Annotated in this window: 23 protein-coding genes; 6 read left to right on the forward strand and 17 right to left on the reverse strand. The window is 47.2% G+C overall.

Features of this window, described 5'->3' with window-relative positions:
• Window positions 1-98: 98 nt before the first annotated feature.
• The 4 genes from zapE to AC3AP5_RS01605 all read right to left on the reverse strand — a co-directional run bounded on the left by zapE (window position 99) and on the right by AC3AP5_RS01605 (window position 4,983).
• Entirely contained in the window at window positions 99-1,166 is a 1,068-nt protein-coding gene (gene zapE, locus AC3AP5_RS01590; protein ID WP_287831240.1) for a cell division protein ZapE, read from the reverse strand.
• Between the two features lie 53 nt (window positions 1,167-1,219).
• The gene (gene trxA, locus AC3AP5_RS01595; protein ID WP_006956118.1) at window positions 1,220-2,071 is read right to left on the reverse strand and encodes a thioredoxin; all 852 of its coding nucleotides are present in this window, start codon (window positions 2,069-2,071) and stop codon (window positions 1,220-1,222) included.
• 72 nt (window positions 2,072-2,143) lie between these two features.
• Complete coding sequence (locus AC3AP5_RS01600; RefSeq protein ID WP_487326932.1) at window positions 2,144-3,529, reverse strand: aldehyde dehydrogenase family protein; 1,386 nt, start codon at window positions 3,527-3,529, stop codon at window positions 2,144-2,146.
• Window positions 3,526-4,983 (reverse strand): NAD-dependent succinate-semialdehyde dehydrogenase, encoded by a 1,458-nt coding sequence (locus AC3AP5_RS01605; protein ID WP_040488065.1) that lies wholly within the window; start codon window positions 4,981-4,983, stop codon window positions 3,526-3,528. The genes AC3AP5_RS01600 and AC3AP5_RS01605 overlap by 4 nt, the downstream gene beginning before the upstream one ends.
• A 304-nt stretch (window positions 4,984-5,287) precedes the next feature.
• Between AC3AP5_RS01605 and AC3AP5_RS01610 the strand changes: the two genes are divergently transcribed.
• Window positions 5,288-7,051 (forward strand): DEAD/DEAH box helicase, encoded by a 1,764-nt coding sequence (locus AC3AP5_RS01610; protein WP_006956121.1) that lies wholly within the window; start codon window positions 5,288-5,290, stop codon window positions 7,049-7,051.
• Here the strand turns inward: AC3AP5_RS01610 and AC3AP5_RS01615 are convergent.
• From AC3AP5_RS01615 to AC3AP5_RS01625, 3 genes are read right to left on the reverse strand one after another with little or no spacing between them, the layout of a single operon-like run.
• The gene (locus AC3AP5_RS01615) at window positions 7,048-7,608 is read right to left on the reverse strand and encodes a lipocalin family protein (protein ID WP_006956122.1); all 561 of its coding nucleotides are present in this window, start codon (window positions 7,606-7,608) and stop codon (window positions 7,048-7,050) included. The two genes, AC3AP5_RS01610 and AC3AP5_RS01615, sit on opposite strands and share 4 nt — an antisense overlap.
• A 2-nt stretch (window positions 7,609-7,610) precedes the next feature.
• Window positions 7,611-9,167: a cryptochrome/photolyase family protein gene (locus AC3AP5_RS01620; RefSeq protein WP_006956123.1), complete on the reverse strand. Its 1,557-nt coding sequence runs from the start codon at window positions 9,165-9,167 to the stop codon at window positions 7,611-7,613.
• On the reverse strand, window positions 9,160-9,825 hold the full coding sequence (locus AC3AP5_RS01625; RefSeq protein ID WP_006956124.1) for a flavin reductase family protein: 666 nt from the start codon (window positions 9,823-9,825) through the stop codon (window positions 9,160-9,162). Before AC3AP5_RS01625 ends, AC3AP5_RS01620 begins: the two co-directional genes overlap by 8 nt.
• A gap of 114 nt (window positions 9,826-9,939) precedes the next feature.
• On the opposite strand from AC3AP5_RS01625, the gene AC3AP5_RS01630 reads away from it, so the two are divergent.
• Both AC3AP5_RS01630 and AC3AP5_RS01635 read left to right on the forward strand, forming a co-directional pair.
• The gene (locus tag AC3AP5_RS01630; protein WP_006956125.1) at window positions 9,940-10,692 is read left to right on the forward strand and encodes a hypothetical protein; all 753 of its coding nucleotides are present in this window, start codon (window positions 9,940-9,942) and stop codon (window positions 10,690-10,692) included.
• Window positions 10,693-10,694: 2 nt separating this feature from the next.
• A complete protein-coding gene (locus tag AC3AP5_RS01635) occupies window positions 10,695-12,689 on the forward strand; it encodes a 3-deoxy-D-manno-octulosonic acid kinase (protein WP_006956126.1) in 1,995 nt (664 codons plus the stop codon).
• Between the two features lie 80 nt (window positions 12,690-12,769).
• Here AC3AP5_RS01635 and AC3AP5_RS01640 read toward each other — a convergent pair whose 3' ends face one another.
• The 4 genes from AC3AP5_RS01640 to mutY all read right to left on the reverse strand — a co-directional run bounded on the left by AC3AP5_RS01640 (window position 12,770) and on the right by mutY (window position 16,589).
• A complete protein-coding gene (locus AC3AP5_RS01640) occupies window positions 12,770-14,023 on the reverse strand; it encodes a glutamate-5-semialdehyde dehydrogenase (RefSeq protein WP_006956127.1) in 1,254 nt (417 codons plus the stop codon).
• Window positions 14,020-15,135: a glutamate 5-kinase gene (proB, locus tag AC3AP5_RS01645; RefSeq protein ID WP_006956128.1), complete on the reverse strand. Its 1,116-nt coding sequence runs from the start codon at window positions 15,133-15,135 to the stop codon at window positions 14,020-14,022. Before proB ends, AC3AP5_RS01640 begins: the two co-directional genes overlap by 4 nt.
• A gap of 147 nt (window positions 15,136-15,282) precedes the next feature.
• Window positions 15,283-15,555 carry an oxidative damage protection protein gene (locus tag AC3AP5_RS01650; protein WP_006956129.1) on the reverse strand — a complete coding sequence of 91 codons (273 nt, stop codon included), beginning with the start codon at window positions 15,553-15,555 and terminating at the stop codon, window positions 15,283-15,285.
• Window positions 15,552-16,589: an A/G-specific adenine glycosylase gene (gene mutY / locus AC3AP5_RS01655; RefSeq protein WP_006956130.1), complete on the reverse strand. Its 1,038-nt coding sequence runs from the start codon at window positions 16,587-16,589 to the stop codon at window positions 15,552-15,554. Before mutY ends, AC3AP5_RS01650 begins: the two co-directional genes overlap by 4 nt.
• A 208-nt stretch (window positions 16,590-16,797) precedes the next feature.
• Here mutY and AC3AP5_RS01660 point away from each other — a divergent pair, with 208 nt between their 5' ends.
• Both AC3AP5_RS01660 and trmB read left to right on the forward strand, forming a co-directional pair.
• Window positions 16,798-17,886 carry an OmpA family protein gene (locus tag AC3AP5_RS01660; RefSeq protein ID WP_006956131.1) on the forward strand — a complete coding sequence of 363 codons (1,089 nt, stop codon included), beginning with the start codon at window positions 16,798-16,800 and terminating at the stop codon, window positions 17,884-17,886.
• Between the two features lie 99 nt (window positions 17,887-17,985).
• Window positions 17,986-18,705, forward strand: coding sequence for a tRNA (guanosine(46)-N7)-methyltransferase TrmB (trmB, locus tag AC3AP5_RS01665; protein ID WP_286682145.1), 720 nt, complete (start codon window positions 17,986-17,988; stop codon window positions 18,703-18,705).
• Here the strand turns inward: trmB and hemW are convergent.
• Together hemW and rdgB are read right to left on the reverse strand one after the other, a co-directional pair.
• The gene (hemW, locus tag AC3AP5_RS01670; protein WP_286682144.1) at window positions 18,683-19,834 is read right to left on the reverse strand and encodes a radical SAM family heme chaperone HemW; all 1,152 of its coding nucleotides are present in this window, start codon (window positions 19,832-19,834) and stop codon (window positions 18,683-18,685) included. The two genes, trmB and hemW, sit on opposite strands and share 23 nt — an antisense overlap.
• Window position 19,835: 1 nt before the next feature.
• Entirely contained in the window at window positions 19,836-20,450 is a 615-nt protein-coding gene (gene rdgB / locus AC3AP5_RS01675; RefSeq protein ID WP_286682143.1) for an RdgB/HAM1 family non-canonical purine NTP pyrophosphatase, read from the reverse strand.
• Window positions 20,451-20,559: 109 nt separating this feature from the next.
• On the opposite strand from rdgB, the gene AC3AP5_RS01680 reads away from it, so the two are divergent.
• Complete coding sequence (locus AC3AP5_RS01680; RefSeq protein ID WP_006956135.1) at window positions 20,560-22,293, forward strand: potassium/proton antiporter; 1,734 nt, start codon at window positions 20,560-20,562, stop codon at window positions 22,291-22,293.
• 8 nt (window positions 22,294-22,301) lie between these two features.
• Here AC3AP5_RS01680 and AC3AP5_RS01685 read toward each other — a convergent pair whose 3' ends face one another.
• The 4 genes from AC3AP5_RS01685 to AC3AP5_RS01700 are packed head-to-tail and all read right to left on the reverse strand — an operon-like array spanning window position 22,302 to window position 24,807.
• Complete coding sequence (locus AC3AP5_RS01685) at window positions 22,302-22,742, reverse strand: DUF4426 domain-containing protein (protein ID WP_006956136.1); 441 nt, start codon at window positions 22,740-22,742, stop codon at window positions 22,302-22,304.
• 9 nt (window positions 22,743-22,751) lie between these two features.
• Window positions 22,752-23,279: a YggT family protein gene (locus tag AC3AP5_RS01690; protein ID WP_006956137.1), complete on the reverse strand. Its 528-nt coding sequence runs from the start codon at window positions 23,277-23,279 to the stop codon at window positions 22,752-22,754.
• 8 nt (window positions 23,280-23,287) lie between these two features.
• Window positions 23,288-24,109, reverse strand: a complete 822-nt coding sequence (gene proC, locus AC3AP5_RS01695; protein WP_286682142.1) for a pyrroline-5-carboxylate reductase — start codon at window positions 24,107-24,109, stop codon at window positions 23,288-23,290.
• Window positions 24,110-24,111: 2 nt separating this feature from the next.
• Window positions 24,112-24,807 carry a YggS family pyridoxal phosphate-dependent enzyme gene (locus AC3AP5_RS01700; protein WP_006956139.1) on the reverse strand — a complete coding sequence of 232 codons (696 nt, stop codon included), beginning with the start codon at window positions 24,805-24,807 and terminating at the stop codon, window positions 24,112-24,114.
• Window positions 24,808-24,811: the final 4 nt, after the last annotated feature.

A 24,811-nucleotide genomic window follows, 5' to 3' on the forward strand; every position in this document is an offset into this window, starting at 1 on the left:
AGCAAGGGGCAGGGCGCTCGGCAAGCATGCGCCCGCCTGTTCTGCGATTAAAGGTGTAAAGCGTAGGTTTAATAAGGAAATTTAAGAGGTTCTGCGGTTTACCAAGACTGCATTTCTATAATCCGTGAAACACACCGTTGAAATGGAAACTTAAGTAGCTCTGCTTGGTACAGGCGGTCAGGCTCATCGGCGGCGTTTAGCACCAGTAAACAACCTCGGTCGTAGCACTCATCGACTAACGCGATAAAACGGCGAGCCTCATTGTCCAAGTGACTTTCGTGTTGATGCGTTGTGTCGCGTTGGTAGCCGTCCTCGACTCCTTGTTGAGTTGAGTTTTTCGGCTTAAAAGTAAAACGTGGAACCTTATCAACGGCGATCTGCTTATAGTGCTCCGCGAGTTCCATATAGTCACGCTGGCTTCTTGGACCCGAACAGAGCTGAGCGAAGTCAAACAGAATCGTTTTTTCTGAACGACATATACAAGGTAACTCGCGGTTCATGATGGTTACTGGCTTATTATCAGATAACTGACCAAAGTGTGCGGCGACTTGCTGCTTAAAGTCTTGTGCTGACTGCTCAATAAAGTAATACGGCGCTTCACCCTGTTTTAGTCGGCGGTAATCAATACCTGAATCAAGGTCAATGATTTGGCATTGGCGCTCGAGCAACTGAATGAAAGGTTCAAAGCGGTGCCGTGCAAGGCCGCCCCGATACAGCTCCGACGGTGGCGTATTTGAGGTTGTGACGAGGGTGACACCGTGACTAAACAACGCCTGCCAGAGATTAGCTAACAGCATGGCATCACCAATATCTTCGACGATAAATTCATCAAGGCATATCACACGATAATCCTGCGCCCATGCTTCTGCGATACTCAATAAGGGGTCGGATTTACCTTGGCGCTGGTTGAGCTGGTCGTGGATATGCTTCATGAAGTGGTGATAATGCAACCTGACTTTTTCTGAAATGTTCAACTGACCGTAAAACAAATCCATCAACATCGACTTTCCGCGCCCCACCGGGCCGTAAATATACACAGAGGTTGGTTCAATTGACTGAACAAGTTGCTGGCGAAGGTGTTCAAGCCGTGCGCACACTGATGCTTGCAGCGTATCTGCTTGCAATTTTCCTGAGTGAATAAGGCTTTGATACTGTGTCTTTATCATAAAAAAGCGGCCGGTTGAGGGAACCGGCCGAACTCGTTGCTAGTGAACAGCCATTAATACATCATGCTGTAAAGAGTTCTACGCGCCTTCGATGCAAGCGGATCACCGTCAGGTAATTGATTGATAACGTCGAGTGCATATTTTTTAGCTTCAGTGCGTGCGGGATCCTTTCGCATTACTTCAAATAACAATGAAATGGCTTCTTCATCTCGGTGCGACTGGTGCAATTGCAGCGCGAGTTTGATTTTTAATTCGCTATTATCTGGCTCTTCCTCGACCTGCGCTTGTAGTGCTTTAATCTCTGGCGAGTCGGCGCTATCTTCAGCGAGTTCGATTTTGCTCATGATCCGTTGATAGTCACTATCTTGCTCGACCATTGGGATCGTCGCCGCGAGCTCCTTAGCTTGTGCTAAACGACCGTGGTCGACCGCTGCTTCTGCCAGTAATTTGATGGCAGTCATGTTGCTATTATCAATGTCAAAAGCCTGTTTGGCTTGAGTGTAAGCTTCTGCAGCGTTGCCTTCGGCAAGCGCTTGTTGTGCATTTTGAATAAAACTATCGGCTGGGCTTGGCAAATGGGGTTCGAGCATTGTCATGATTTCAGTTTCAGATTTTACCCCCGCGAAGCTGTCAACAGGCTGACCGTCCTTAAAGAAGGCTACGGTAGGCAAACTACGAACGCCAAACTGCATGGCAAGCTCTTGTTGCTCGTCACAATTAATTTTTGCCAAGGTAATGTCGTCGGGGTATTGGCTCGCAATACGTTCTAATACCGGCATTAATTGTTTGCAAGGCTCGCACCAGTCGGCCCAAAAATCGATGATCACTAATCGCTCTTTGGAGCCTTCTAATAAAACTTGCTGAAAATTTTGTAGCGTAATGTCGACAATATTGCTTTGTGCCATGAGTCAGCCTTTATTTATATGTATCAATACATAGCAACATCGGGGCAACCCATTGAAAATTCAATGGCATCATTACTTGAGCCACGCCAGCAGCTTGTCTTTAAGTTTGGTGTAAGGAGGATAACGCAGCGCTACGTCGAACTTAAAGGAACGTTTCATGACTGCCTTTTGGTGACTGAGCGTGTCAAAACCAAATTTACCGTGATAACGACCCATGCCACTTTGGCCAACGCCTCCAAACGGAAGCGCTTCGTTAAGCATAAACATCAATGTATCGTTTGCACAGTAGCTTCCGGCACTGACTTGGTGCTTAACTTGTTCTAGGGTGCGATTATTTTTACTAAAAGCATAGCAGGCTAAAGGCTTGGGCTTTGCTATCACGTAATCAATGGCGGCTTGTATGGACGTCACTGATTTGATTGGGAGTAACGGACCAAAGATCTCTTCGTGATGAAGCGGGTGCTCGCTGTCCAGTCCATCTAAGTTGATGAGTGTGGGCGCGATGTAGTTATCTTTACGCTGGTAGTCTCCGCCACTGATGATGTCTGTGTCGTCGAGTAGCTTTATAAGACGTTGCCAATGGTTGGCACTAATAATCCGACCGTAATCATCGCTCTGTTGCGGGTCACTGCCGTAAAACAGTTCGATTTGCTCTTTGATTTTGCTTATCAACGTATCGCGAATGCTGTCCTGAACCAGCACATAATCCGGTGCTATACAGGTCTGACCGGCGTTAAGGTATTTGCCCCAGACCAAGCGTCGAGCGGTGACCTCAATATCACAATCTTCACTTACTATCGCCGGACTTTTACCACCGAGCTCTAGTGTTGTGGGTGTCAGGTGTTGCGCTGCGTTACGTAAAACAGCTTTAGCACCATTACTACCGCCAGTGTAGAAAATATGATCAAAAGGTTGTTGGGTGAGTTCGTTAGCAACCGAGACATCACCGGTGACAACCTTAATCGCATGATTGTCGATATAGTCGCCCAGCTTATTGGCGATGACCTCTGCGGTGTTTGGCGCATGTTCTGATGGCTTCAGTATCACACAATTTCCAGCCGCAATGGCGGCAATAGCTGGCGCGATAAGTAGCTGCAGGGGATAATTCCACGCCCCTAAAATAAGCACGGTACCGAGCGGTTCAGGATAGAGCTGACTTGAGCCAGGCCAAGCCAGTAACGGCGTTTTCACACGCGTCGGTTTAACCCACTTATTGAGGTGCTTCAGTGTGTAATCGATGTGACTTAATAAATAGTTGAGCTCAGTTAATCGACTTTCGCTTGGATGTTTACCCAAGTCCTGCGTGAGGGCGCGCTCGATCGAAGACTGCTCTTTTGTGAGAAAGTTTTTAATGCCTTCTAGCTGTTGTTTACGCCAAAAAACCGGGCGTGAAAGCCCGGTTTTGTAGGTGTTACTGAGTGAATCAAATAACTCAGCTATTGATGGGGTCGTGCTCATTCAAGGCCGCCTAACGTGATGGTCTTAATTTCCAAGTACTCATCTATACCGTATTTTGACCCTTCACGTCCAATACCCGATTCTTTAATTCCGCCAAAGGGGTTATAGGCGTGTGAGATACCGCCCGTATTAACGCCAACCATGCCATATTCAAGCCCTTCACTGACTCGGAATATGCGTGCAGTATCTTTAGCGGCAAAGTAGGAAGCAAGACCGAACGGAGTGTCGTTCGCCTGTTGAATCGCTTCTTCCTCAGTTTCAAAACTCGAAATTGCGATGACGGGACCGAAAATTTCTTCTTGCGTGATTTCCATGTCCTGAGTCACACCCGAAATCACCGTCGGGGCATAGAATAAGTCGCCCAGATCGGTCATCACTGATCCGCCTTCTTCTATCTCTGCGCCATCGGATTTAGCACTGATGACTAAACGTTGAACTTTATCGACAGCGTCTTGATCAATCAATGGTCCCAGATCGACGTCTTCTTTATCACCTGGACCCACATTAAGCGCTTTAACTTTAGAGACCACTTTCTTAATGAACTCTTCTTTCACGCTATCTTGTACCAACACACGGTTCGCTGAAATACAAGTTTGACCGCCGTTGCGGAATTTGCACGCCATCAACTGTTCGGCGGCTGCATCTAAATCGGCATCATCGAACACGATAAAGGGTGCATTGCCACCGAGTTCGAGCGAGATCTTTTTAACGTTCTCGGCACATTGCTTCATTAAGATCTTGCCGACACCCGTTGAACCAGTGAAAGACAGTTTTCTAACTTGTTTTGATGTTGCCAGAATTTCGCCCACGGTTTTCGAATCCGTGGTCGGTAAAATATTAATGACCCCGTCCGGAATACCGACTTCACTGGCGAGCTGAGCCAGAGCGAGACTTGATAAGGGTGTCAGTTGTGGTGGTTTAACAACGATGGTGCAACCAGCTGCCAACGCAGGCGCGACTTTGCGCGTGATCATTGCGTTCGGGAAGTTCCAAGGCGTAATCGCGGCACATACACCCACAGGTTGTTTGATCACCATGACACGCTTGCTGTTATCGGTAATTGGTAGAATATCGCCGTTGATGCGTTCCGCTTCACCGGCAAACCAATCGACAAAGCTAGCACCGTACTCGACCTCACCAACAGCTTCAGGAACAGGTTTGCCTTGCTCGGCGCTCATCAGTTCGCCCAAAGCCTGCTTGTTGTCCATGATGGCTTGATACCACTTGCGCAACAGTGCTGCGCGCTCTTGAGTGGATGTGGCACGCCATTTAGCGAGTGCTACTTCAGCGGCGTTGATGGCTCGCTTCGTGAGATCGCCATCCGCGTCGGCCACTTCTGTGATTACCTCGCCATTGGCAGGGTTTGTAACGGCGAACCGTTTTTCCGTCGGTACCCAATGCCCCTCAATGAAACAATCTTGCTTTGTGAGTGACGACATAGAGTGAGATGACATAACGCCTCCTGTTATTCGGGTTAGTATATCAATGTAGGCAAAAACTAATGGAATGGTTCAGTTTTTTAGAAAAATAAATGACTATCTCTGTGTAAATGCATAAAACGTATACAAATGAGTTGTAATTTTCCAATAACTAGGTACAATTCGCGCCTCGCAGTTATCCGTGTATATGAAACACGCAATCTGCGACCGAGTAAGGGTAAGCCTAATTTCTAGAGATGCTCAAAAGCATAATGGTGGCCGGGCGAAACCCTCGAACACACATCGTGGTTTATAACCACCTTATGACTTTGAGATTTTTATGAAAAATGATACTACCGCTGTGTCTTTCCAAGACATGGCATTGCCTTCTGTTGTCTTAAATCAACTTGAAGCGCTAGGTTTTACACAACCTACACCTATCCAACAACAAGCCATTCCTAGCTTATTGGAAGGGAATGATGTATTGGGTGAAGCGCAAACCGGCACGGGTAAAACCGCCGCGTTTTCACTGCCAGCTTTAGCTTCAATTGAAGCGAATCAACGTCAAACTCAGATGCTTGTCGTGACGCCGACCCGTGAGCTCGCGATCCAGGTCGCTGATGCCATCGAAAGCTTCTCTAAGCAAATGAAGGGTATGGAAGTCGCAACCGTTTATGGCGGCAGCGCCTTTGGGCCACAAATTCAAGCGCTAAAACGTGGCGCGTCTGTAGTTGTTGGTACGCCAGGTCGATTGATCGACTTACTCAACAAGAAAGTGTTGAAGCTTGACGGACTGCGCTTTGCTGTGTTGGATGAAGCCGATGAAATGCTAAACATGGGCTTTATTGAAGACATCGAAACTATTTTACAGTCGGTGCCGGATACCGCACAACGTGCGTTGTTCTCGGCGACGATGCCAACCGCTATTCGTAAGTTAGCCAAAACGTACTTGACGGATCCTGTGAACATTCGTATTGCTCCCGTAGAGCAGGCGAAGGCGAACATTCGTCAGCGCGCATGGAAAGTCATGGGCATGACTAAAATGACAGCATTGACTCGTCTTTTAGAAGTGACTGAATATCAACGCGCGTTAGTGTTCGTGCGTACGCGTCAAGATACTATGGACGTGGCAGAGCTTTTACAGCGCCAAGGATTCCGTGCAGCACCTTTGAGTGGTGATTTGAACCAAGCACAACGTGAACAAACAGTCACTCAATTGCGTAGCGGCCACATTAAAGTGCTCGTAGCAACAGACGTTGTCGCGCGTGGTCTTGATGTACCCGAAATTACTCACGTCATTAACTACGATCTACCGAGTGACACCGAGTCATACGTTCACCGTATCGGTCGTACCGGTCGTGCAGGTCGTAGCGGCGAGGCTATCTTATTCTATCGCGGTAAAGAGCGTCACTTGTTACGTCATTATGAAAAACTGACGAACGGTTCAATTGAATACTTTGACGTACCTTCAGCAGAAGAACTGAGTCGCTTCCGCCAAGAGCAATTGCAGCAAAGCCTATTGAAGCAACTTGAGTCGGATGTTGACAGCAACGTTCAGAAGCTTCTCAGCAGTTGGTTAGCTGACGGGTCGATGACCGCTGAACAGATCGCGCTGAGCCTATTGGCTCAACGTAACCAGCAACAGCCGTTGTTCGTGAAAGAAGAGCGTCGTCCGCGTCCTGAACGCGCAGAGCGTGCTGATCGTGATAACGGACGTCCTCAGCGTGGTGAAAAGCGTGTACGCGCGACCACTAAACGTGTGCCGGATAGCGAGTTCGATACTTATAAGATTCAGGTCGGCCGTGACCACGGTGCGCGTCCAGGCGATATCGTGGGTGCCATCGCCAATGAAGCTGAGATCGATAGCCAATTCATTGGTCAGATTCAACTGTTCGCACAGCACTCGTTGGTACAACTGCCCAAAGGGATGCCTGCTGAATTGAAGAAAGCGTTGCAACGCACACGCGTGCGTCAGCAGCCGATGGCACTTGAGTTATCTGATAGTCCGCTTAAGAAAATGCCGCCTCGCGCGAGTAAAGGCAACGGCGACAATCGCCGCCGCGCTCCGCGTAAAGGTCAACCTGCTGCACGTCGATTCAATTAATCGGCGTTAGCTAACCCGATGTCGGCCAGAGATTGTGTGATAATCATCTGGTCGATATCATATCCCCACTGTTTTGCTTTAGCTAATGCAAAGTCAATATCGCTTTGATCGACATTAGGTGAGCGCGCCAAAAACCAAAAGTAGTCGTGTGAATCGCTCGTAACAATCGCCATTTTGTAGTTGGGTGATAACCAGCTGACATAGTATCCCCCATAAAACGGCCAGAAAAAGGTTACCTTGTAAGCGGCTGACATGCCTTCTACAGGCTCGGCTTTGCCAATTGCGGTCTGCCATTCGTCATCCACTACATTATAACCGCGATTAGTCACCTCGATAGTGCCGTCAGCGTTGAGTCGGTACTCTGCGGTGACGCCTTGCAGGTTTTCTTCAAAGCTGTGCGGCATACGGATAATTTCATACCATTTGCCCAAATATTTTTCCGCTGAGAACTGTTTTACTGTCGGCGCCACGGGCGTCGGGTCAGATTTGCAGCCGGGTAGGGCGAACAACACAAATAAAGATAAGAGACCGAGTAACGACTTGTTTAAATAACTCATGATTATAAATCATCCATGTTGTTTAAATAATATTCTGCTTGCTTGGCAAGCGCCTTTTGTTCTTCTTGCGTTTTCTTGTTCCACACCGAATACATCATTGCCATGCGTTGATTATTACTAAAGTGTGATTCATGTCGAGCCAAGAATTGCCAATAAAGCGAATTAAACGGACATGACCCCTCGCCAGTTTTCTTATCCGGATTATAGCGACACTGAGAACAATGGTGACTCATTTTCTTTATATAATTTGCGCTTGAAATATAGGGTTTGGTGGCTAGCACACCATTGTCAGCATATTGACTCATACCACGGGTATTAGGGAGTTCTACCCACTCGAGTGCATCAATATAAATGCCGAGATACCATCCATCGACTTGATCGGGATCGCAGCCCGCTAATAGTGCAAAATTTCCAGTCAGCATAAGACGTTGAATGTGGTGTGCGTAAGCGTACTTTAAAGACTGTTTAATGGCTTGCGATAGACAACGCATATGTGTCTCACCATCCCAAAAAAACTTCGGCAGATCGCGTTGATGTCCGAGCGCATTAAGATTCTTATATTCAGGCATGTGATGCCAGTAAATGGCGCGGATAAATTCTCGCCAACCAATAATTTGTCGAATAAACCCTTCAACTTGATTGATACTGATTGTGCCTTCATTTTCGCGCCAATGAGTGAGAACTGCGTTCACGACTTCCATTGGATGTAACATTTTGCTGTTCATCGCAAATGATAAACGTGAATGGTACAAGCTCCATGCGTGATCGTGCACTTCAGTATCCGTTATCGCATCTTGGTAGGTGCCAAAGTGAGCTAATTGGTGTTGGCAAAAGAATGATAAAATATCCCGAGCTTGCTTGCGTGTGGTCGGCCAAATAAAGTGTTGAGGATCGATGTCTCCAAAGTAATTAATATCCTGTTGTGTCACCATTTGGTGAATATCTGTGACATCATTCGCTGGGCAGCTTGGGGCAATAACAGAGCTACTTTTTGGTAGCTTGTTACGGTTATCATGATCATAGTTCCACTGACCACCTTCGGGTTTGTCGCCCTCCATCATGATATCGAACTGCTTTCGTACGCGACGGTAAAAGCTCTCCATCAAAAAATTATCACGACCGGGAAACCACTCAGCCAAAACAGTTCGTTGGGTAAGGAAGTGCTCACTGTCGACCCAGTCAATGTGTATATCTTCTTTCCCCGCCCAGCTACGGAGTTGATGATCAACCCGGTACTCGTCGGGCAGCATGCAGCTCAGCTTCGCGTTGGGGTGCTGGGCTAATATGGCCGCTAAGTTCTGCGTAAGTGACTGGGTGTTGTTTGCATCATCCAGTTTCATGTAATGAACTCGATGACCTGCTTGCTCAATGGCGCTGGCAAAATTACGCATCGCGGCAAAAAAAGCAACGATCTTTTGTATATGGTGTTTGACGTAATCAGTTTCTTGGCGCATCTCCATCATCACGTACAGCACGTTATCATGCTGCGTGCGCCACCAAGTGTGCTTCGCGTTAAGCTGGTCGCCCAATACTAAGCGAACTTCCCTTATGTCACTCATCGTACGTGTCTGCCCCCTTGAGAGGGATCTCCTCTAGGGCTTTATCGGGTTTAGCATAACTGAGTCGAAATAGTCTCGAGGCGCTGTGATAGCTATCAAGGCCAGATACCGCGACGGTCTCTAATGTGTTCAAATCAATAAAGCCATCTTCTTGGATCGCCTCCTCGTCAGTTTGAATCCATTGAATTTCGCCAATGACAAAGTCGGTACCATTGTGCGTAATATTAGTAATTTCGACGAGCTTTACACCCATTGAGAGCGGGCTTTCTTTAACGAAAGGGGCGTGAAAACCATTACAACGGTCAGGCGTTAAGCCGGTTGCTTCAAACTCCGATACCTTTCTATCGTATCGCGCTGCCGTTTGATGTGCCGCTTTAACTATCGATTGGGATACATGATTAATCGTATAAACACCTGTTTCTTCGATATTTTCCAATGTATGGCGCTCAACTGAATCGGGGCGCATGATGAAACCAATGAGGGGAGGGTTAGCGCCTAAATGAACCACTGAGCTGACGATTGCCAAGTTGTCTTCATTTTTACGGCTACTAGTACCAATTAAGTTAGCGCTTTTATAACCCGATAATGAGTTGATGAAATTAACACGATGACGGTTATCCATATTAGCCAAGTCGGCCTGAGCGATATGCTTTGTCATAAGTTGAATACTCCTCTTTTGCTTTCAGTTACGTGCTAGTCTAGGGATAGGATCTAATACCGAACTGCTTTAATTTGTGGCATTATGGGCAGATTAAATGATTAGGGAGCCGTTATGAGCGACGCACAACAAAAAGTTAATGTAATCTGCATCAAATGGGGTGACAAATACGGGAACGACTACGTCAATACATTGTACTCGATGGTCAGCCGTAACCTTAGCTTACCCTATCGGTTTGTATGCTTTACAGACGAAGCAGAAGGTATTCGTGATGAGGTCGAAGTTAAGCCGATTCCAAAAATTGGGTTTGAAGACTTCGACGAGAAGAAAGCATGGGCGAAAGCGCATGGGTGGTTGAAGTTAACGTGTTTTGCGAATCCTCTCTCTGATTTAACCGGACCCACATTGTTTCTTGATTTGGACATCGTCATTGTTGGTTCGCTCGATGACTTTTTTAAACCGGAAGGTGACTTCATGGTTATTAAAGAGTGGGACAAGTCAGATGCTACCGGTAATACCTCGGTATTCCGTTTTGAAGCGGGGGCTCACGAGGATGCGCTGGATTATTTAAAGGCCGATCCCGAGAAAGCAACGGAGTCTGTTCGCAACGAACAAGAGTACATTACACAATTTGTCGACCGCCAAAATCGTCTGAAGTATTGGCCAGAGAAGTGGTGTCGAAGCTTCAAACGTCATTGTATTCGACCGTTCCCGTTGAGCTTTTTCCAACAGCCGCGGATCCCCGAAGATGCGCGCGTTATTATTTTCCACGGTAAGCCACATCCCGATGATGCGTTAGCGGGTCGTAGCGGTAAGTGGTATCGTAAAGTGCTACCAACCCGTTGGATAGCTGAATACTGGCAATAAGCATGTTACGTTGGCTCTACAGCGGTGTGATGACAGGTGTCGCACCGCTGGCGCTTGCTTGGTTTTATTACAGAGGCCGAAAAGATGCTGGTTATCGAGCGCATCATTGGGAGCGACTGGGTCGCTTGGAGGTTACTGACACTGAGCAAAACGGATTACTCATCCATACCGTATCGGTGGGTGAGACCATCGCTGCGCGTCAGTTGATTCAACAAGCTATTGAAGAGTTTCCGCATAGCCCCATCACGATTAGTTGCATGACGCCTACTGCACGTCGTCTCATCGAGCAAAGTTTTGGTGATAGGGTGTCTGTGTGTTACTTGCCTATCGATCACCCTTGTGCAGTGCGGAGCTTCCTGTCGAAGCTCAGACCGCGCGCGATTTGGGTGATGGAAACTGAGCTTTGGCCTAATTTGGTGTATCACGCCGGCCAACGTCATATTCCTGTGAGTCTCCTCAACGCCCGTCTATCAAAACGTTCAGCACGCGGTTACGCCCGAGTCGGGAAACTCATGCGTGAAAGCTGGCACAGCCTAGCTTATGTTGGCGCACAGTCGCGTGCCACAGCAAAGCGTATGTTATGTTTGGGGGTAAGAGATACGAGGCTCTATATTGATGGTAACTTGAAATATGATGTTTCCGTGCCCACATCAGAAAAAGTAGCCGCAGAGGAATTACTGAAATTGCGCGGAGAACACTTAGTTTGGCTGGCTGCAAGTACGCACCCAGGCGAGGAACAAGCGGTACTGAGCGCGCATCAAAAACTGTTAGAAACGTATCCAGCGATGCTGCTGATTTGGGCACCACGTCATCCTGAGCGGTTTGATGAAGTTGCAGCGCAACTTCAGAGTTCTGAACTCGTTTGGATGCGCCGTAGTGAGTTGAGTGATCAAGGTGTCCCATCGGACTGTAATGTGTTGCTAGCCGACTCAATTGGCGAGATGTTGAAGTGGTGCAGTATTGCTCAAGTGACTTTTGTCGGTGGAAGCTTAATTGAGCGCGGCGGACATAATCCGCTTGAAGCCGTAGCGGCAGGTTCAGCTGTCGTTAGCGGAAGAAAGATATTTAATTTTGCCGAGGTGTATCGGCTGTTAGACGAGCAGCGGGCTGTGCATTGGGTTAAGGACTTAGATCTTGCCACACCACTGCAATATTTATTTGATAATGATTCATTGAGAAAAACGAGCGTAAGTGCCGCTGAAAACGTGCTTAGCACGCATCAGGGCGCCAGTCGACGTATGCTTAAGCATGCGCAAAGATTTAGCGATATAGGACAGCAAATGATAGCGACATTTACGACAAAACGTGATGTGATTAAGTTTGATAAGGACGTGTTGCCAGAATTTGAGGATAACTTTTTTTCTGCCAAATATTGGCAGCAGAAAAAGGCCATAGCAGGCAATGCGACGGGCCGTGCAACTGTTTGGTTTATTCAACAGGGGGATCACGGCATGGTGTTGAGGCACTATTACCGCGGTGGACTTGTAGGTAAGGTCAATAAAGATAAGTTTATGCGAGAGCCGGTAGAGCGAAGCCGTGCTATCGCAGAGTTTGATTTGTTGGTAAAGCTACGCAATCAAAATTTACCTGTACCTCGGCCTATTGCTGCACGTATGCGCAAAGTGGGTGTCATGAGTTACACCGCAGATATTTTAGTTGAAGTGATTCCTGGCGCTGTGGATGTTTACCGATTGCTCCGTGAACGTCAATTGAATGTAGAGCAATGGCAGTCTTTAGGTGCTGCGATACGTCAGTTGCACGATAAGAACGTGTTCCACTCAGACTTGAATTGCCACAATATCATGCTCGATGATAATGATAAGCCTTGGATCGTTGATTTTGATAAGTGTGGATTTAGAGAGCCCGGTGAGTGGAAAAAGGAAAACTTAGACAGGTTACTGCGCTCATTGAAGAAAGAAAAAGCTAAGTACGATACCTTTTATTGGAAAGAGAGCCGTGATTGGCCCGAGTTATTGACCGGTTACGAAAAAGGTTAGCACTTACTCTAAACGTCTAATAAAAAGGCCTGCCAAGTTTAACTTAGCAGGCCTTTTTTGTACCGTCGCAACCTAAATGATTAGTCGCGAATCTGTCCGTTACCTGTCACTACGAACTTCTCAGTTGTAAGCGCTTGTAAGCCCATTGGACCGTATGCATGCAGCTTACTGGTTGAGATACCAATCTCAGCGCCTAAGCCAAGCTGACCGCCGTCAGAGAAGCGTGAAGATGCATTTGCCATGGTCACTGCAGAATCAACTTCGCGAATGAAACGCTTAGCTGTCTGATCGTTTTCAGTGACGATGACTTCGGTGTGTCCGCTGCCAAAACGTTTGATGTGCTCAAGTGCACCATCAAAGTCATCAACGGTACGGACAGCGATTTCAAGCGCAAGATACTCTTGGCCGAAATCATCGACTGAAATTTCATCAGCACCGTCAAAATAGCCCACCGATTTGTTGCAAGCGTGAATGGTCACGTCTTTTTCTGCCAATGCTTTGGCTGCCATCGGTAAGAACTTATCAGCGATATCTTGATGGACTAGCAGACCTTCCAGCGCATTACATACACCTGTGCGTTGGGTCTTGCCATTAAGCAAGATGGCGAGCGCTTTATCAAGGTCGGCATCTTTATCAACATAAAGATGGCACACGCCTTTGTAATGTTGAATCACTGGGATCTTACTGGTATCGCTCACGAAATGAATGAGGCCTTCGCCGCCGCGAGGAATCACCAAATCGATGTAGTCTTTCTGCTGCAGTAGCTCGGTCATGACTTCGCGATCTGGCGTTGGTACTACAGTGATCACATCTTTTGGTAAACCGCTTTGCTCTAAAGCCTCATGCAGTGCATCAGCGATAGCTTTACTACTTTCGATTGCTTCGCGACCACAACGCAAGATGACTGCATTACCAGATTTAAAGCACAGTGCTCCCGCATCCGCTGTGACATTCGGGCGTGCTTCATAAATCATGCAAATGACACCCAGCGGAATACGCATTTTTTCGATTTTTAATCCGTTAGGGCGTTCTTCTAACAGGTAGCTGTCACCCACTGGATCTTTTAGGTCGATAATTTCTTCGATAGCCGTCGCCATGCCTTCAACACGTTCTTCAGTTAAATGAAGACGATCCATCATTGCATCGCTCAGACCTTTTTCTTTGCCTGTTTTCATGTCCGTTTCGTTCACTTTAAGAATTTCATCTTTATGTGCACGAATCGCATTCGCCATCTTCTGTAGTACGGCGTTTTTCTCTTGTTCTGACAGTGTTGCCACCGCGTGTGCCGCATCGGCCGCACGTTTGGCAATCTGTTGTGCTAAATCTTGACTCATGAGTCCTCCAAAATCATCAAATCGTCACGGTGAATCACTTCTGTAATTGGGCTGTAACCAAATTGTTCAGCAATATCTTCCGTCTGCTGACCTTTGATGTGTAATAGTTCGTGAGAACTGTATTGGCAAATACCCTTAGCGATTGCGTCTGTATCATTTGCGCTGCGGACGAGTACCGCATCGCCTCGGTCAAAGTCGCCTTGAACATCGACAATACCGGAACTTAACAGTGACGCACCGTTCTCTAATAAAGCTTTTTCTGCACCTTCATCGATTAAAATCTCGCCTTGCGCGACGAGCGTGTGACGTAACCAGTGCTTCTTGTTACTAATGGGGTCTGATTGACGTCTAAATAAAGTGCCAGGAATCTCGCCTTGCAACAGCGATTCAAAAGTCTCGCCTTTGCGGCCGTTCACAATATAGGTATCAATACCGTGTGAAGTCGCTTTTTCTGCAGCCTCGACTTTTGTTCTCATGCCGCCTGTGCCAACCGCACTGACAGAGCCGCCTGCTAGCGAGAAAATACTTTCATCGATTTGCTCAACCACAGGAATTTTCTTGGCGTCTGGGTTCACATTCGGATCGGCGTCATAAAGTCCATCGATGTCTGAGCAAATAAATAATGCATCTGCGTCAACGAGCGTTGCGACCATCGCCGCCAAGTTATCGTTGTCGCCCACTTTCATTTCATCAGTGGCAAGTGCATCATTTTCATTCACAACAGGTAAAATGTTGTGTTCTAACAATCTATTCAGTGTGTTTTTGATACTTACGTAACGTGCACGGTCACGTAAATCACTGTGCGTCATCAAGAGTTGGGCGCATGGAAAGTCAAAAAAGCGCGACCAATACGCCATCATTTCGTTCTGTCCTACAGCTGACATGGCTTTACGAACGGTGACGGGTAACTTTTGATGCTCAAATGGAATATGCTTTCTTCCAGCGGCAACACTGCCTGAAGAAACGAGTACGACCTCTTGGCCGCGTTCTCTACACTCGTTGATGAAACGAGCGATTGGCAGTAGGTACTTGGTACTCACTCCGGTTTCATCTGGCGCAATGAGCGCACTGCCTACCTTTAGGACGGCTCTTCGCCAGGATGGCGCTTTCATATAGACTCCCTTTTCATGAATTCGTTAGTAGTCTAACAGATTGGCTTTTTTTTCTCTACTCACAGAGCTTTAAAGCTTCATAAGCCAAAGCTATTGTCAATATATTAGTCAAAAATAAATCACTGTGTTAGTGAATTTGTGCATCCATTAATCACTTGGCGGGGTGTAACCCTCAACCGTGACATCCTTTCTTTCGAATAGGAATTCTTTCATACGTTCTTCAAGGAATTTTCGATCGTCTTCCGCCATCATATTTAAACGATTTTCGTTAATTAGCATAGTTTGCTTCTTCTGCCACTCGGCCCAAGCTTCTTTGGAAATGTGATTAAATATACGTTCACCTAGCTCACCAGGATAGAGCTGAAAATCGAGTCCCTCAGCTTCCTTTTGTAAAAATTCGCAATAAACGGTTCTGCTCATTTTAGTACCTTTAGTTTTTTAAATAGTTTTACTGTAACTGCCGAATACCCCAGTTCAATATCCTCGTGGAGTGGCACCCAGCGTTGCTTTCTTTCATTAATGGCATCTGTAGCGTGACTGTCAACTACGATCGGATAACAATGCAGGGTGAAATGACTAAAAACGTGCTTAAATGGTGATAATTCGATCAATTGTTCGGGATGAGCTGGCGCTGAGTTCAAGAGTGCTGATTTACTCTCGTACTCTGGAAAGCTCCAAAGTCCGCCCCAAATTCCTGTTGCTGGTCGCTGCTCTAGCAAAATGGATAATGTTTGGATATCCCGTTGAATGAGCAGATAAACGGTGCGAGTCGGGTTTTCCTTTTTAGGCTTAGGCGCTGGGATAGTCGCGACCGTGTCTTCTTGATACGCGAGACAATCGCTCCTAAGAGGGCAAGCCTGACAATCCGGCTTGCTTCGCGTGCAGACCAGAGCGCCCAAATCCATCATTGCCTGATTATAATCATCATGTCGGTGAGCGGGTGTGAGCGCTTCAGAGTGTTGCCATAACGATCGTTGTACCGCTGTTTTACCGGGCCATTCTGACTCACCGAAATAGCGAGCTAGCACACGTTTTACATTGCCGTCGAGAATAGCTGCAGGCTTGCCAAAACCTAGCGATAATATTGCGCCTGCTGTAGAACGACCGATGCCGGGTAGCGTCTCGAGTTCAGCCTGAGAGTCGGGTAACTGGCCGTCATATCGCTCGACAGCGAGCTGTGCGGCTTTATGGAGGTTGCGAGCGCGTGCATAGTAGCCTAATCCCGTCCATAAACTGAGCACGGTATCTTGTTCGGCTTCGGCTAAGTCGGGAAGTGATGGAAAGCGCTCTACGAATCGCTTAAAATAGGGGATAACGGTATTGACTTGGGTTTGCTGTAGCATAATTTCTGACAACCACACCCGATAAGGCGTTTTATTAAGTTGCCATGGAAGCGTCTTGCGCCCGAACTTATCAAACCAACTTAATACATGGCTTGAAAACTGCTCATTCATTAAGGCCTCTGACTTTTATCAAGTTACGTTAGTTCTATTTAGTTTATTGTCTAAAGCTGTGTAAATAAACCGCAAACCTATCTGACAAATAAAAAAATAGCACTATAATTTTAATAATTATGAATGATCATTATGATCTACATATTTAATTTGTCGTACTCACAGTGAGACGTACGAATTTACAGATTGCATGAATAAGGAGATTGCAATGAAAAAACTAAACGCGATTGTTCTAGCCCTTTTAAGCGCTGGTGTGTCTGGGACTGCACTTGCACAACAATCTCAAGTAGAAAAAAACGATATTTATGTGGGAGCGCGTTTGGGAGTTTTTGCGCCTGACTCGGAGCGTGTCGCCGCGCAAAACAATGTTGGTGTGCCGGTAGATAATGGTTTGAGCACTTGGACCGGCGGTCTTGAGCTAGGTGTGATGTTAACCGAAGCTTGGGAAGCACGCGTTTATTATGACTACATGGAAGCAGATTTGGACCCGAGTGGCACTGCTTACGGTAAAAGTTACGGTACTGATGTGCTGTATCATTTTAATGATATGGTCTACGGTGGTTTAGGCCTAACGAGTACTGATATCGGAGATATCGCGGACAAATCGGTTCGGTTGACGGTGGGTCACCGTTCTTTCATCAATAACAATTTAGCTTGGCGCGTAGAAGGTGGTGTTCAGCAAGGGTTTGATGAAGATTACACCGAAGGTTTTGCGAACGTTGGTCTTCAGTATTTCTTCGGCGGACGCAATGCTGTAACAGAGGCGAAACCTCGTCCAGCGGCTGCGCAGCCAACTGAAACGACACCTGCACCGCAGCAGACGATGGATAGTGACAACGACGGTGTGATAGACAGCCGCGATAAGTGCGCTGATACGCCTCGTCGTTACTCAGTGGATGCAGATGGTTGCACCATGTATGAAAATGAAACTGTACGCGAACAGCTGCTAGTTGAATTTGATTTTGATTCCTCGCAAGTTCGCAAAGATGCGATGGAACCTATTGCGGAAATGGCGGAATTTATGAACGAGCATCCGCAGTTAGATCTGACAATACATGGACATACCGACAAAATCGGTGATGCAGAGTACAACCAGTGGTTGTCGCAGCGCCGTGCAGAGTCAGTCAAAAATGTACTGGTTGAAAGCTACGGTATTTCAGCAAGCCGCATTAACACAGTCGGTCATGGCGAGAGTCAGCCTAAAGTTAAAGGTGACAGCCCTGCAGATCGTCAAGAAAATCGTCGTATTGAAGCCGAACTGAAAGTCATGACACGTGTACCTGTCATTGAGAAGTAAATTGCGTTAAGTACCTTGAATAGGTGATAATAGAGAGCAGGCTCATGAAAATGAGCCTGCTTTTTTATTATGGTGACAGCAACAGTTGAGTGTAAATAAATGAGTCAGTTTAAAAGCGCTGAAGAAGCCGCAGCGGCTGGAAAATATGTACGTCGAGTTCGCAGTTTTGTAAAGCGTGAGGGGCGATTAACTAAAGGCCAAGCAGCCGCAATTGAACGTCAATGGCCACAACTTGGTCTTGCGCTAGAGCAAGGTCTGCTCAACTTTGAAACAGTGTTCAATAACAGCAACGCAGTCACTCTAGAAATAGGCTTTGGTATGGGGCACTCGTTGGTTGAAATGGCAAAGAATGCACCTGAGCAAAACTTCATCGGTATCGAAGTCCATGAACCCGGCGTCGGTGCCTGCTTGATGGCTGCAGAGGATGCTGGTGTTACTAATTTACGCCTATTCAATGACGATGCAGTTGAAGTACTTGAGCAGTGTATTGCTGACGAGAGCTTACAGCAGGTGCAAATTTTCTTTCCTGATCCATGGCATAAGAAGCGTCATCATAAACGCCGACTAATTCAACCGGAGTTTGTTGCTCACCTGTGTAAAAAGCTCAAACCCAACGGTGTGATTCACTTGGCGACCGACTGGGAAAACTACGCCGAACATATGCTTGAGGTGTTGTCCGGCGAGCCACGTTTGAGCAACCTATCGACCGCGGGTGACTTTATTCCGCGCCCAGAAGAGCGTCCTAAAACCAAGTTTGAACAACGTGGTGAAACTAAAGGCCACGGTGTCTGGGACCTTAAGTTTCAGAAAGCAAAGTAGTTAAAACGTCGTTCAGGAATCGGTGACCGAGCTGACTTAGCTGCCAATGGTCACCGTCTGATTCGACCCAGCCTTTTCTCTTGGCTTCGTCTAGTGCACGGTCACCGTGTTCGATCGGTAAGCCGGTAAAGTCAGTAAACTGCTGTTTAGATACAGGCTGAAATAGACGAAATTGGTTCATGAAGAACTCGAAGCTTCGCTCTTCGGGGTCAACATCCCACTCCCGATAACGTAACGCGCGCGTCAAATCGAGATAGCCCTGAGGATGTTTCACCTTTTCGCAACGCCGTATTTTATGTTGCTCTGGGAGGGTTATTTTACTGTGTGCTCCACAACCGATACCTAAATAGTCACCAAACTCCCAATAGTTAGTGTTGTGTAGACTTTGGTGCCCGGGTTTACAGTAAGCACTGACTTCGTATTGCTGATAACCAGCTTTCAGTAATCTCTCGTGACCGCGTTGATAGATGGCCCATAGCGTATCGTCATCGGGCAGTTGAGGCGGTCGGCTGGCAAACATAGTGTTGGGCTCGATGGTCAGCTGATACCATGAAATATGAGGTGGATTTAGTGCAATAACACCTTCAAGATCGCTCAGTGCGTCGTGCGCCGATTGACCGGGCAAACCATGCATCAAGTCCAGGTTAAAGCTCTTCAGAGGTAACTGACTGGCGTGCTCTGCCGCGATGCGAGCTTGCAGCGGGTCATGGATACGACCGAGTGTACGTAAGTGTTCTGCATTGAGGCTTTGAATACCGATAGAGAGTCTGTTGACACCCGCGTTGATGAAGCCCGCAAAGCGCTCTACCTCGAAAGTTCCTGGGTTAGCTTCCAACGTGATCTCGCAATCACTGGCAAGAGTCAGGCGTTTGCGCACGCCATCAAGTAACCGTTGAATCCCCTCCGCAGTAATCACGCTTGGGGTTCCTCCGCCAATAAAAATAGATTGGATAGCGCGACCTTGCACGCCGCCGAGATCGGCTGATAGGTCATCTAGCAAGCGACTTATATAAGCTTGTTCAGGAATGCTACCTTGTATTTTGTGCGAGTTAAAGTCGCAGTAGGGGCACTTCTCGACACACCATGGAATATGGATATACAGCGATAACGGTGGAAGCGTAAGTGACATATTAGGCCTGTTCTGCTATGTGTTGCAGTAATTGGGAGAGTGCTTTACCACGGTGACTCAATTGCTGTTTAGCGGCTTTATCGAGCTGGGCTGCTGAACACTGCTGGTCAGCGATATAAAAAATTGGATCGTACCCGAAACCGTGGTCACCTTGCGGGTGCGTTAAGAGCTCGCCGTGCCATTGCCCGTGACAGATTAACGGCGTTGGATCGGCAGCATGGCGCATATAAACCAGTACGCAATGAAAGCGAGCTTGGCGTTGCTTTATGCTCGACATATCCGCAAGTACACGCTCGATGTTATCTTGATCGGTCGCATGCTCGCCCGCATAACGCGCCGAGTAAACGCCTGGTGCACCGTCGAGCGCAGGAATTTCGAGGCCAGAGTCATCCGCTATGGCGGGTAATCCCGTATGTAGACAGGCATTACGCGCCTTAATGATGGCGTTTTCTACAAACGTTGTGCCGGTTTCTTCTGCTTCGGGCACGTTCCATTCACTCTGTGGTCGGACTTGCCAAGACTGAGTTGCCTGTTGGCTCGCCAACATCGCTTGCAGCTCGCTCACTTTTCCTTGGTTTCCAGTTGCGAGCACTAGGGTAAAGTCGCTTGTTATCATAGAAAAATCTCAAGTCAAATCGGTGACATCATGATACCGTTTGAACGTGCCTTTTAAAATCAATGATTCATAATAAGCGGCACGGATAAAATAAAAGAATAAAAGGAGAATGCACTTGGATGCTGCAAATACACTGATTTTAGTGTGTGGTTTTTTGTTAGTGGTGAGTATCCTTGCAGGAATTATTTCTAATCGCTTGGGTGCACCGATTCTACTCGTGTTTCTTGTCGTGGGTATGCTCGCGGGAACCGATGGTGTGCTCGGGTTAAGTTTTGATAGCCCTAATATTGCGTTTTTCATCGGCTCTATCGCATTAGTGATTATCCTATTTGATGGTGGCATGCGCACCAATCCTGAGCGCTTTAGGGTTGCACTTTGGCCCGCTATTAGTTTGGCAACTATCGGGGTGGCCTTAACCTGCACCTTGGTTGCAACGACAGCGGTATATTTATTCGATCTACCTTGGACGGCTGCCTTATTGATAGGCGCCATTTTAAGTTCTACCGACGCGGCCGCTGTATTTGGTATCTTTCAGTCGCAGGGTTTACAGATTAAAGAGCGGGTCGGTGCGACACTTGAGATAGAGTCAGGTAGCAACGACCCGATGGCGGTTATCCTCACGCTGACCATGACCAGCGCTGCCGCATCTGGCGAATTTTCAGCGTGGTATCACATGGTGGGAAATGTCGCCTGGCAGCTTGCAGGTGGCTTGGCGATGGGATGGTTAGCGGGTCGTGCATTCATTATTGCAGCCAGGAAATTACCGCTGAGTTTCTCATTTCTACCCTTATTGGCGATTGCCAGTGCCGTGATGATCTATGCACTGACTGCATTTTTGGGTGCCAGCGGTTTCTTAGCGGTGTACTTAATGGGCTTCGTTATTGGCAATTCGCGTCTACCACAACTTGTGCATATTCTGCATGTACAGGATGGGCTAGCTTGGTTAAGTCAAATTAGCATGTTTCTTATACTTGGCTTATTAGTAACACCTTCACATGTTGTTCAATACTTACCTGTCGCAGTGGGTGTTGCCTTTACGCTGATATTCGTAGCGCGTCCGATAGCAGTCTTGGTGAGTTTACTCCCATTCAGCTTTCCCTGGCGTGAACAAGTGTTCATCAGCTGGGTCGGATTACGTGGGGCGGTACCTATTATCTTAGCCCTATTTCCATGGTTGAGTGGTGTTGAGCAACAAGAGCTCTATTTCGATGTCGCATTTGTCGTAGTGCTCATCTCTCTAATCATTCAAGGCTGGACTATCGCGCCTGTGGCGCGTTGGTTACAGTTAGAAGTTCCCAAACGTCCGGAACCGGCGCAACGGATGCCATTGGCGTCTGTTTCGAGTCGCGAAGCACTCGAGGTTTGGTCTTATCCTATCGATAAGGATTCTCCCGCCTGTGATCACGCGTGGAAAGAGCTCAAGTTGACCGCCCCTGCGACTTTTGTTGGTGTTATTCGTGACGGTGACTGGCTGCAACCCGAGACACAACCTATTGTGCGTGAGGGGGATGTACTGCTAGTGACTGCAACAGTCAAAGATATTGATGAGGTGAGTCGTATCTTAGCATCCGGCGGTAAGGGCATGCAGATGAGTGATAAAGGCTTCTTCGGTGACTTTACTTTAAGGGGCGACTTGACCATTGCCGAGCTGGCGAGCGTATATCCGGCAGGCGATGTGGATGAATCTATCCTCAGCATGACTCTTAATGACCACTTTAAGGACAAGTTCCATCGTCGCGTAGTTATCGGTGATAGCTTGGTTATTGGCGCGTTGACAGTGACAGTGCGTAGCTTAAATAAAACAGGTGATATTGAAGCGGTGGGTGTTAAAGCAAAAGAGTGAGCAGGCGCTCACTCTTGATACATTTTTTGCTCAAATTCGAGGCGATGGCTATGACCCGCTGAATCGCGGATATCAATTTTAAAGCGCATTAACTCTTCATCACCAAATAAAAAATCGGCAATGTAATAGACGCTTGTGCCCTCATCAATTTTTTGGAACTGCAATGTCTGTACGCCACCGCGAGGGTTTATCACGTGGCCTTTTAAGTCTGCAGCGACCGACTGTTGGTTAGAACGATTCAAGACCGCAATATTTACCAATCCTGACTTCTCACTGCGCTGGATGTCATAGGTTGAAGCGATCTCGGGCGTTAGAAACGTCGAGTTAAACGCGTTGTAATGAACATCCCACTCGCCCAACTGCTGTTTTTGTTCAGCAAGCGAAGCACCGGTAAAGGTGCTCGCTGCCAATAATAGTGTGAAGGTTAAATAACGACTCAATTGATGCATTGTGTGCTCCTATACGCCAATTAAGATGCGTAAGAACTGAATCGCAATAATGACAATTAACACCGATAGATCTAAGCCTCCTAGCGGCGGAATGATACGTCGCACGGGCGCAAGAAAGGGCTCTGTCAATTGATACAACATCGCTTCCATCGGGTTATAGCCTTGGGAAAACCAGCTCAACAGTGCGCGGATAATCAGGATCCAGAATAGGGTGGTTAAAAATGCACTAACGGTAGACAGTAAGCCCTGAACAACAATTACCAAGGGGTTCACCGGGATGTCATTTAACCAAACCAGCGCTCCGATTTTGAGCATGCCTAGCGCAATAGCGAGTATTAAACACGCTAAATCTATGCGGCCTTTAGATGGAATCACTTTACGCAAGGGACCCAACAAAGGCTCGGTTGCTTTGACAACAAACTGACTGAGCGGATTATAGTAATCCGCTCGAACAGCTTGCATCCAGAGTCGCAAAATAACCACAATCGAGTAAAGTTCGATTAAGGTGGTCAGAAGAAACTGCATTGCGTTATTCATGGTCGCTCCTAAAACAGATCCGCCATTTCTTGATTACGTTTCACTGCGGCTTTCACAGCATCGGCCGAAATGTTGTGCAGATCGCGTTGTTGATAGACTTCTACGCCTTTTGCGGTTGAGCCGCCCTTACTGGTTACTTGCTTGCGTAAATCTTCTAATGTTAAGTCGCTTTCTTTCGCCATTTGAGCGGCACCTAAACAGGTTTGCTGAACCATAGCGCGCGCTTTTTCTGGGTCAAAGCCGAGTTCCATTGCGCCTTTGGCTAAACTATCCATAAATTCGAAGAAGTACGCTGGGCCACTGCCCGCTACGGCGCCTAGGATATCGAGTTGATCCTCATCGGCGACCCACAAGGTATCACCCACGCCATCGAATACGTCAGTCACATAGGCTTTATCTTTGTCATCGGCGCTATCGGTCACTAAACCTGACATGCCCTGACCGACCAACGATGGCGTATTAGGCATCACGCGGATGATGGTGATGTCATCACCTAAATAAGTGCGGTATTTCGGCATACGAATACCAGCAGCGATGGTGATAATCAGTTTGTCGGCAAGGTTACTGACTTTGCTTTTAATATCAGCACAAACTTGTTCCATTAATTGCGGCTTAACTGAGAGCACGATAACGTCGGCTTGCTCAATAACCTCAATATTGTCTTGGCTAGTATTGACGCCTAAGTTGGACTTCATCTTTTCAAGTTTCTCAGGGCTCGGGTTGCTGACAAAAACATGGTCAGCTGGATAGCCACTTTTGCACATGCCACCAACGATGCTTTGTGTCATGTTACCTGCGCCAATAAATGCGATCTTACGAATATCGTTCATTATCACTCCCGTTGTCCAAAAATTGCACTTCCAATACGTACCATGTTAGCACCTGCGTGTATTGCTTGTCGCATATCACCGCTCATTCCCATAGAAAGGGTGTCAACAGATGGGTGCAGTTGTTGCAGCTGTTGGTAAAGTTCACGCATGCTCGTGAAGCTATCAAGTTGCTGCTTTTCATCGGTATCTGCTTCTAAGATGGTCATGATGCCGCGTAGTTTCAAGTGCGGGCACTTGCTGACAAACTTTGCGAGTGCATTAATATCACTTTTTTTTACACCGGATTTATTCGGGTCGTTATCGATATTTACCTGTAAGAGTACATTGAGCGGGGGCAAAGCACCTGAACGCTGGTCATTTAAACGACGAGCAATTTTCTCTCGATCGATACTTTGAACCCAGTCAAAGTGTTCAGCGACAAGTTTAGTTTTATTGGACTGTAGCGGACCAATAAAGTGCCAGGTTATATCCAGCGCTTGCAGCTGTTGCACCTTGGCAACCCCTTCTTGAACATAATTCTCAGCAAATTCGCGTTGGCCGGCTTCGTACGCAACCCGAATAGCTTCGGCTGAATGCTTTTTACTCACAGCGAGCAGCCGCACGGACTCCCTATAGGTAGTCTGTTCGGCCATAGCGTTAATGTTTTGACGAATTTGTCCAAGACTTTTGACAATATTTTCTGCTACCTTGGTCACCATTATT

It is taken from the genome of Idiomarina sp. D18, from assembly GCF_057748155.1.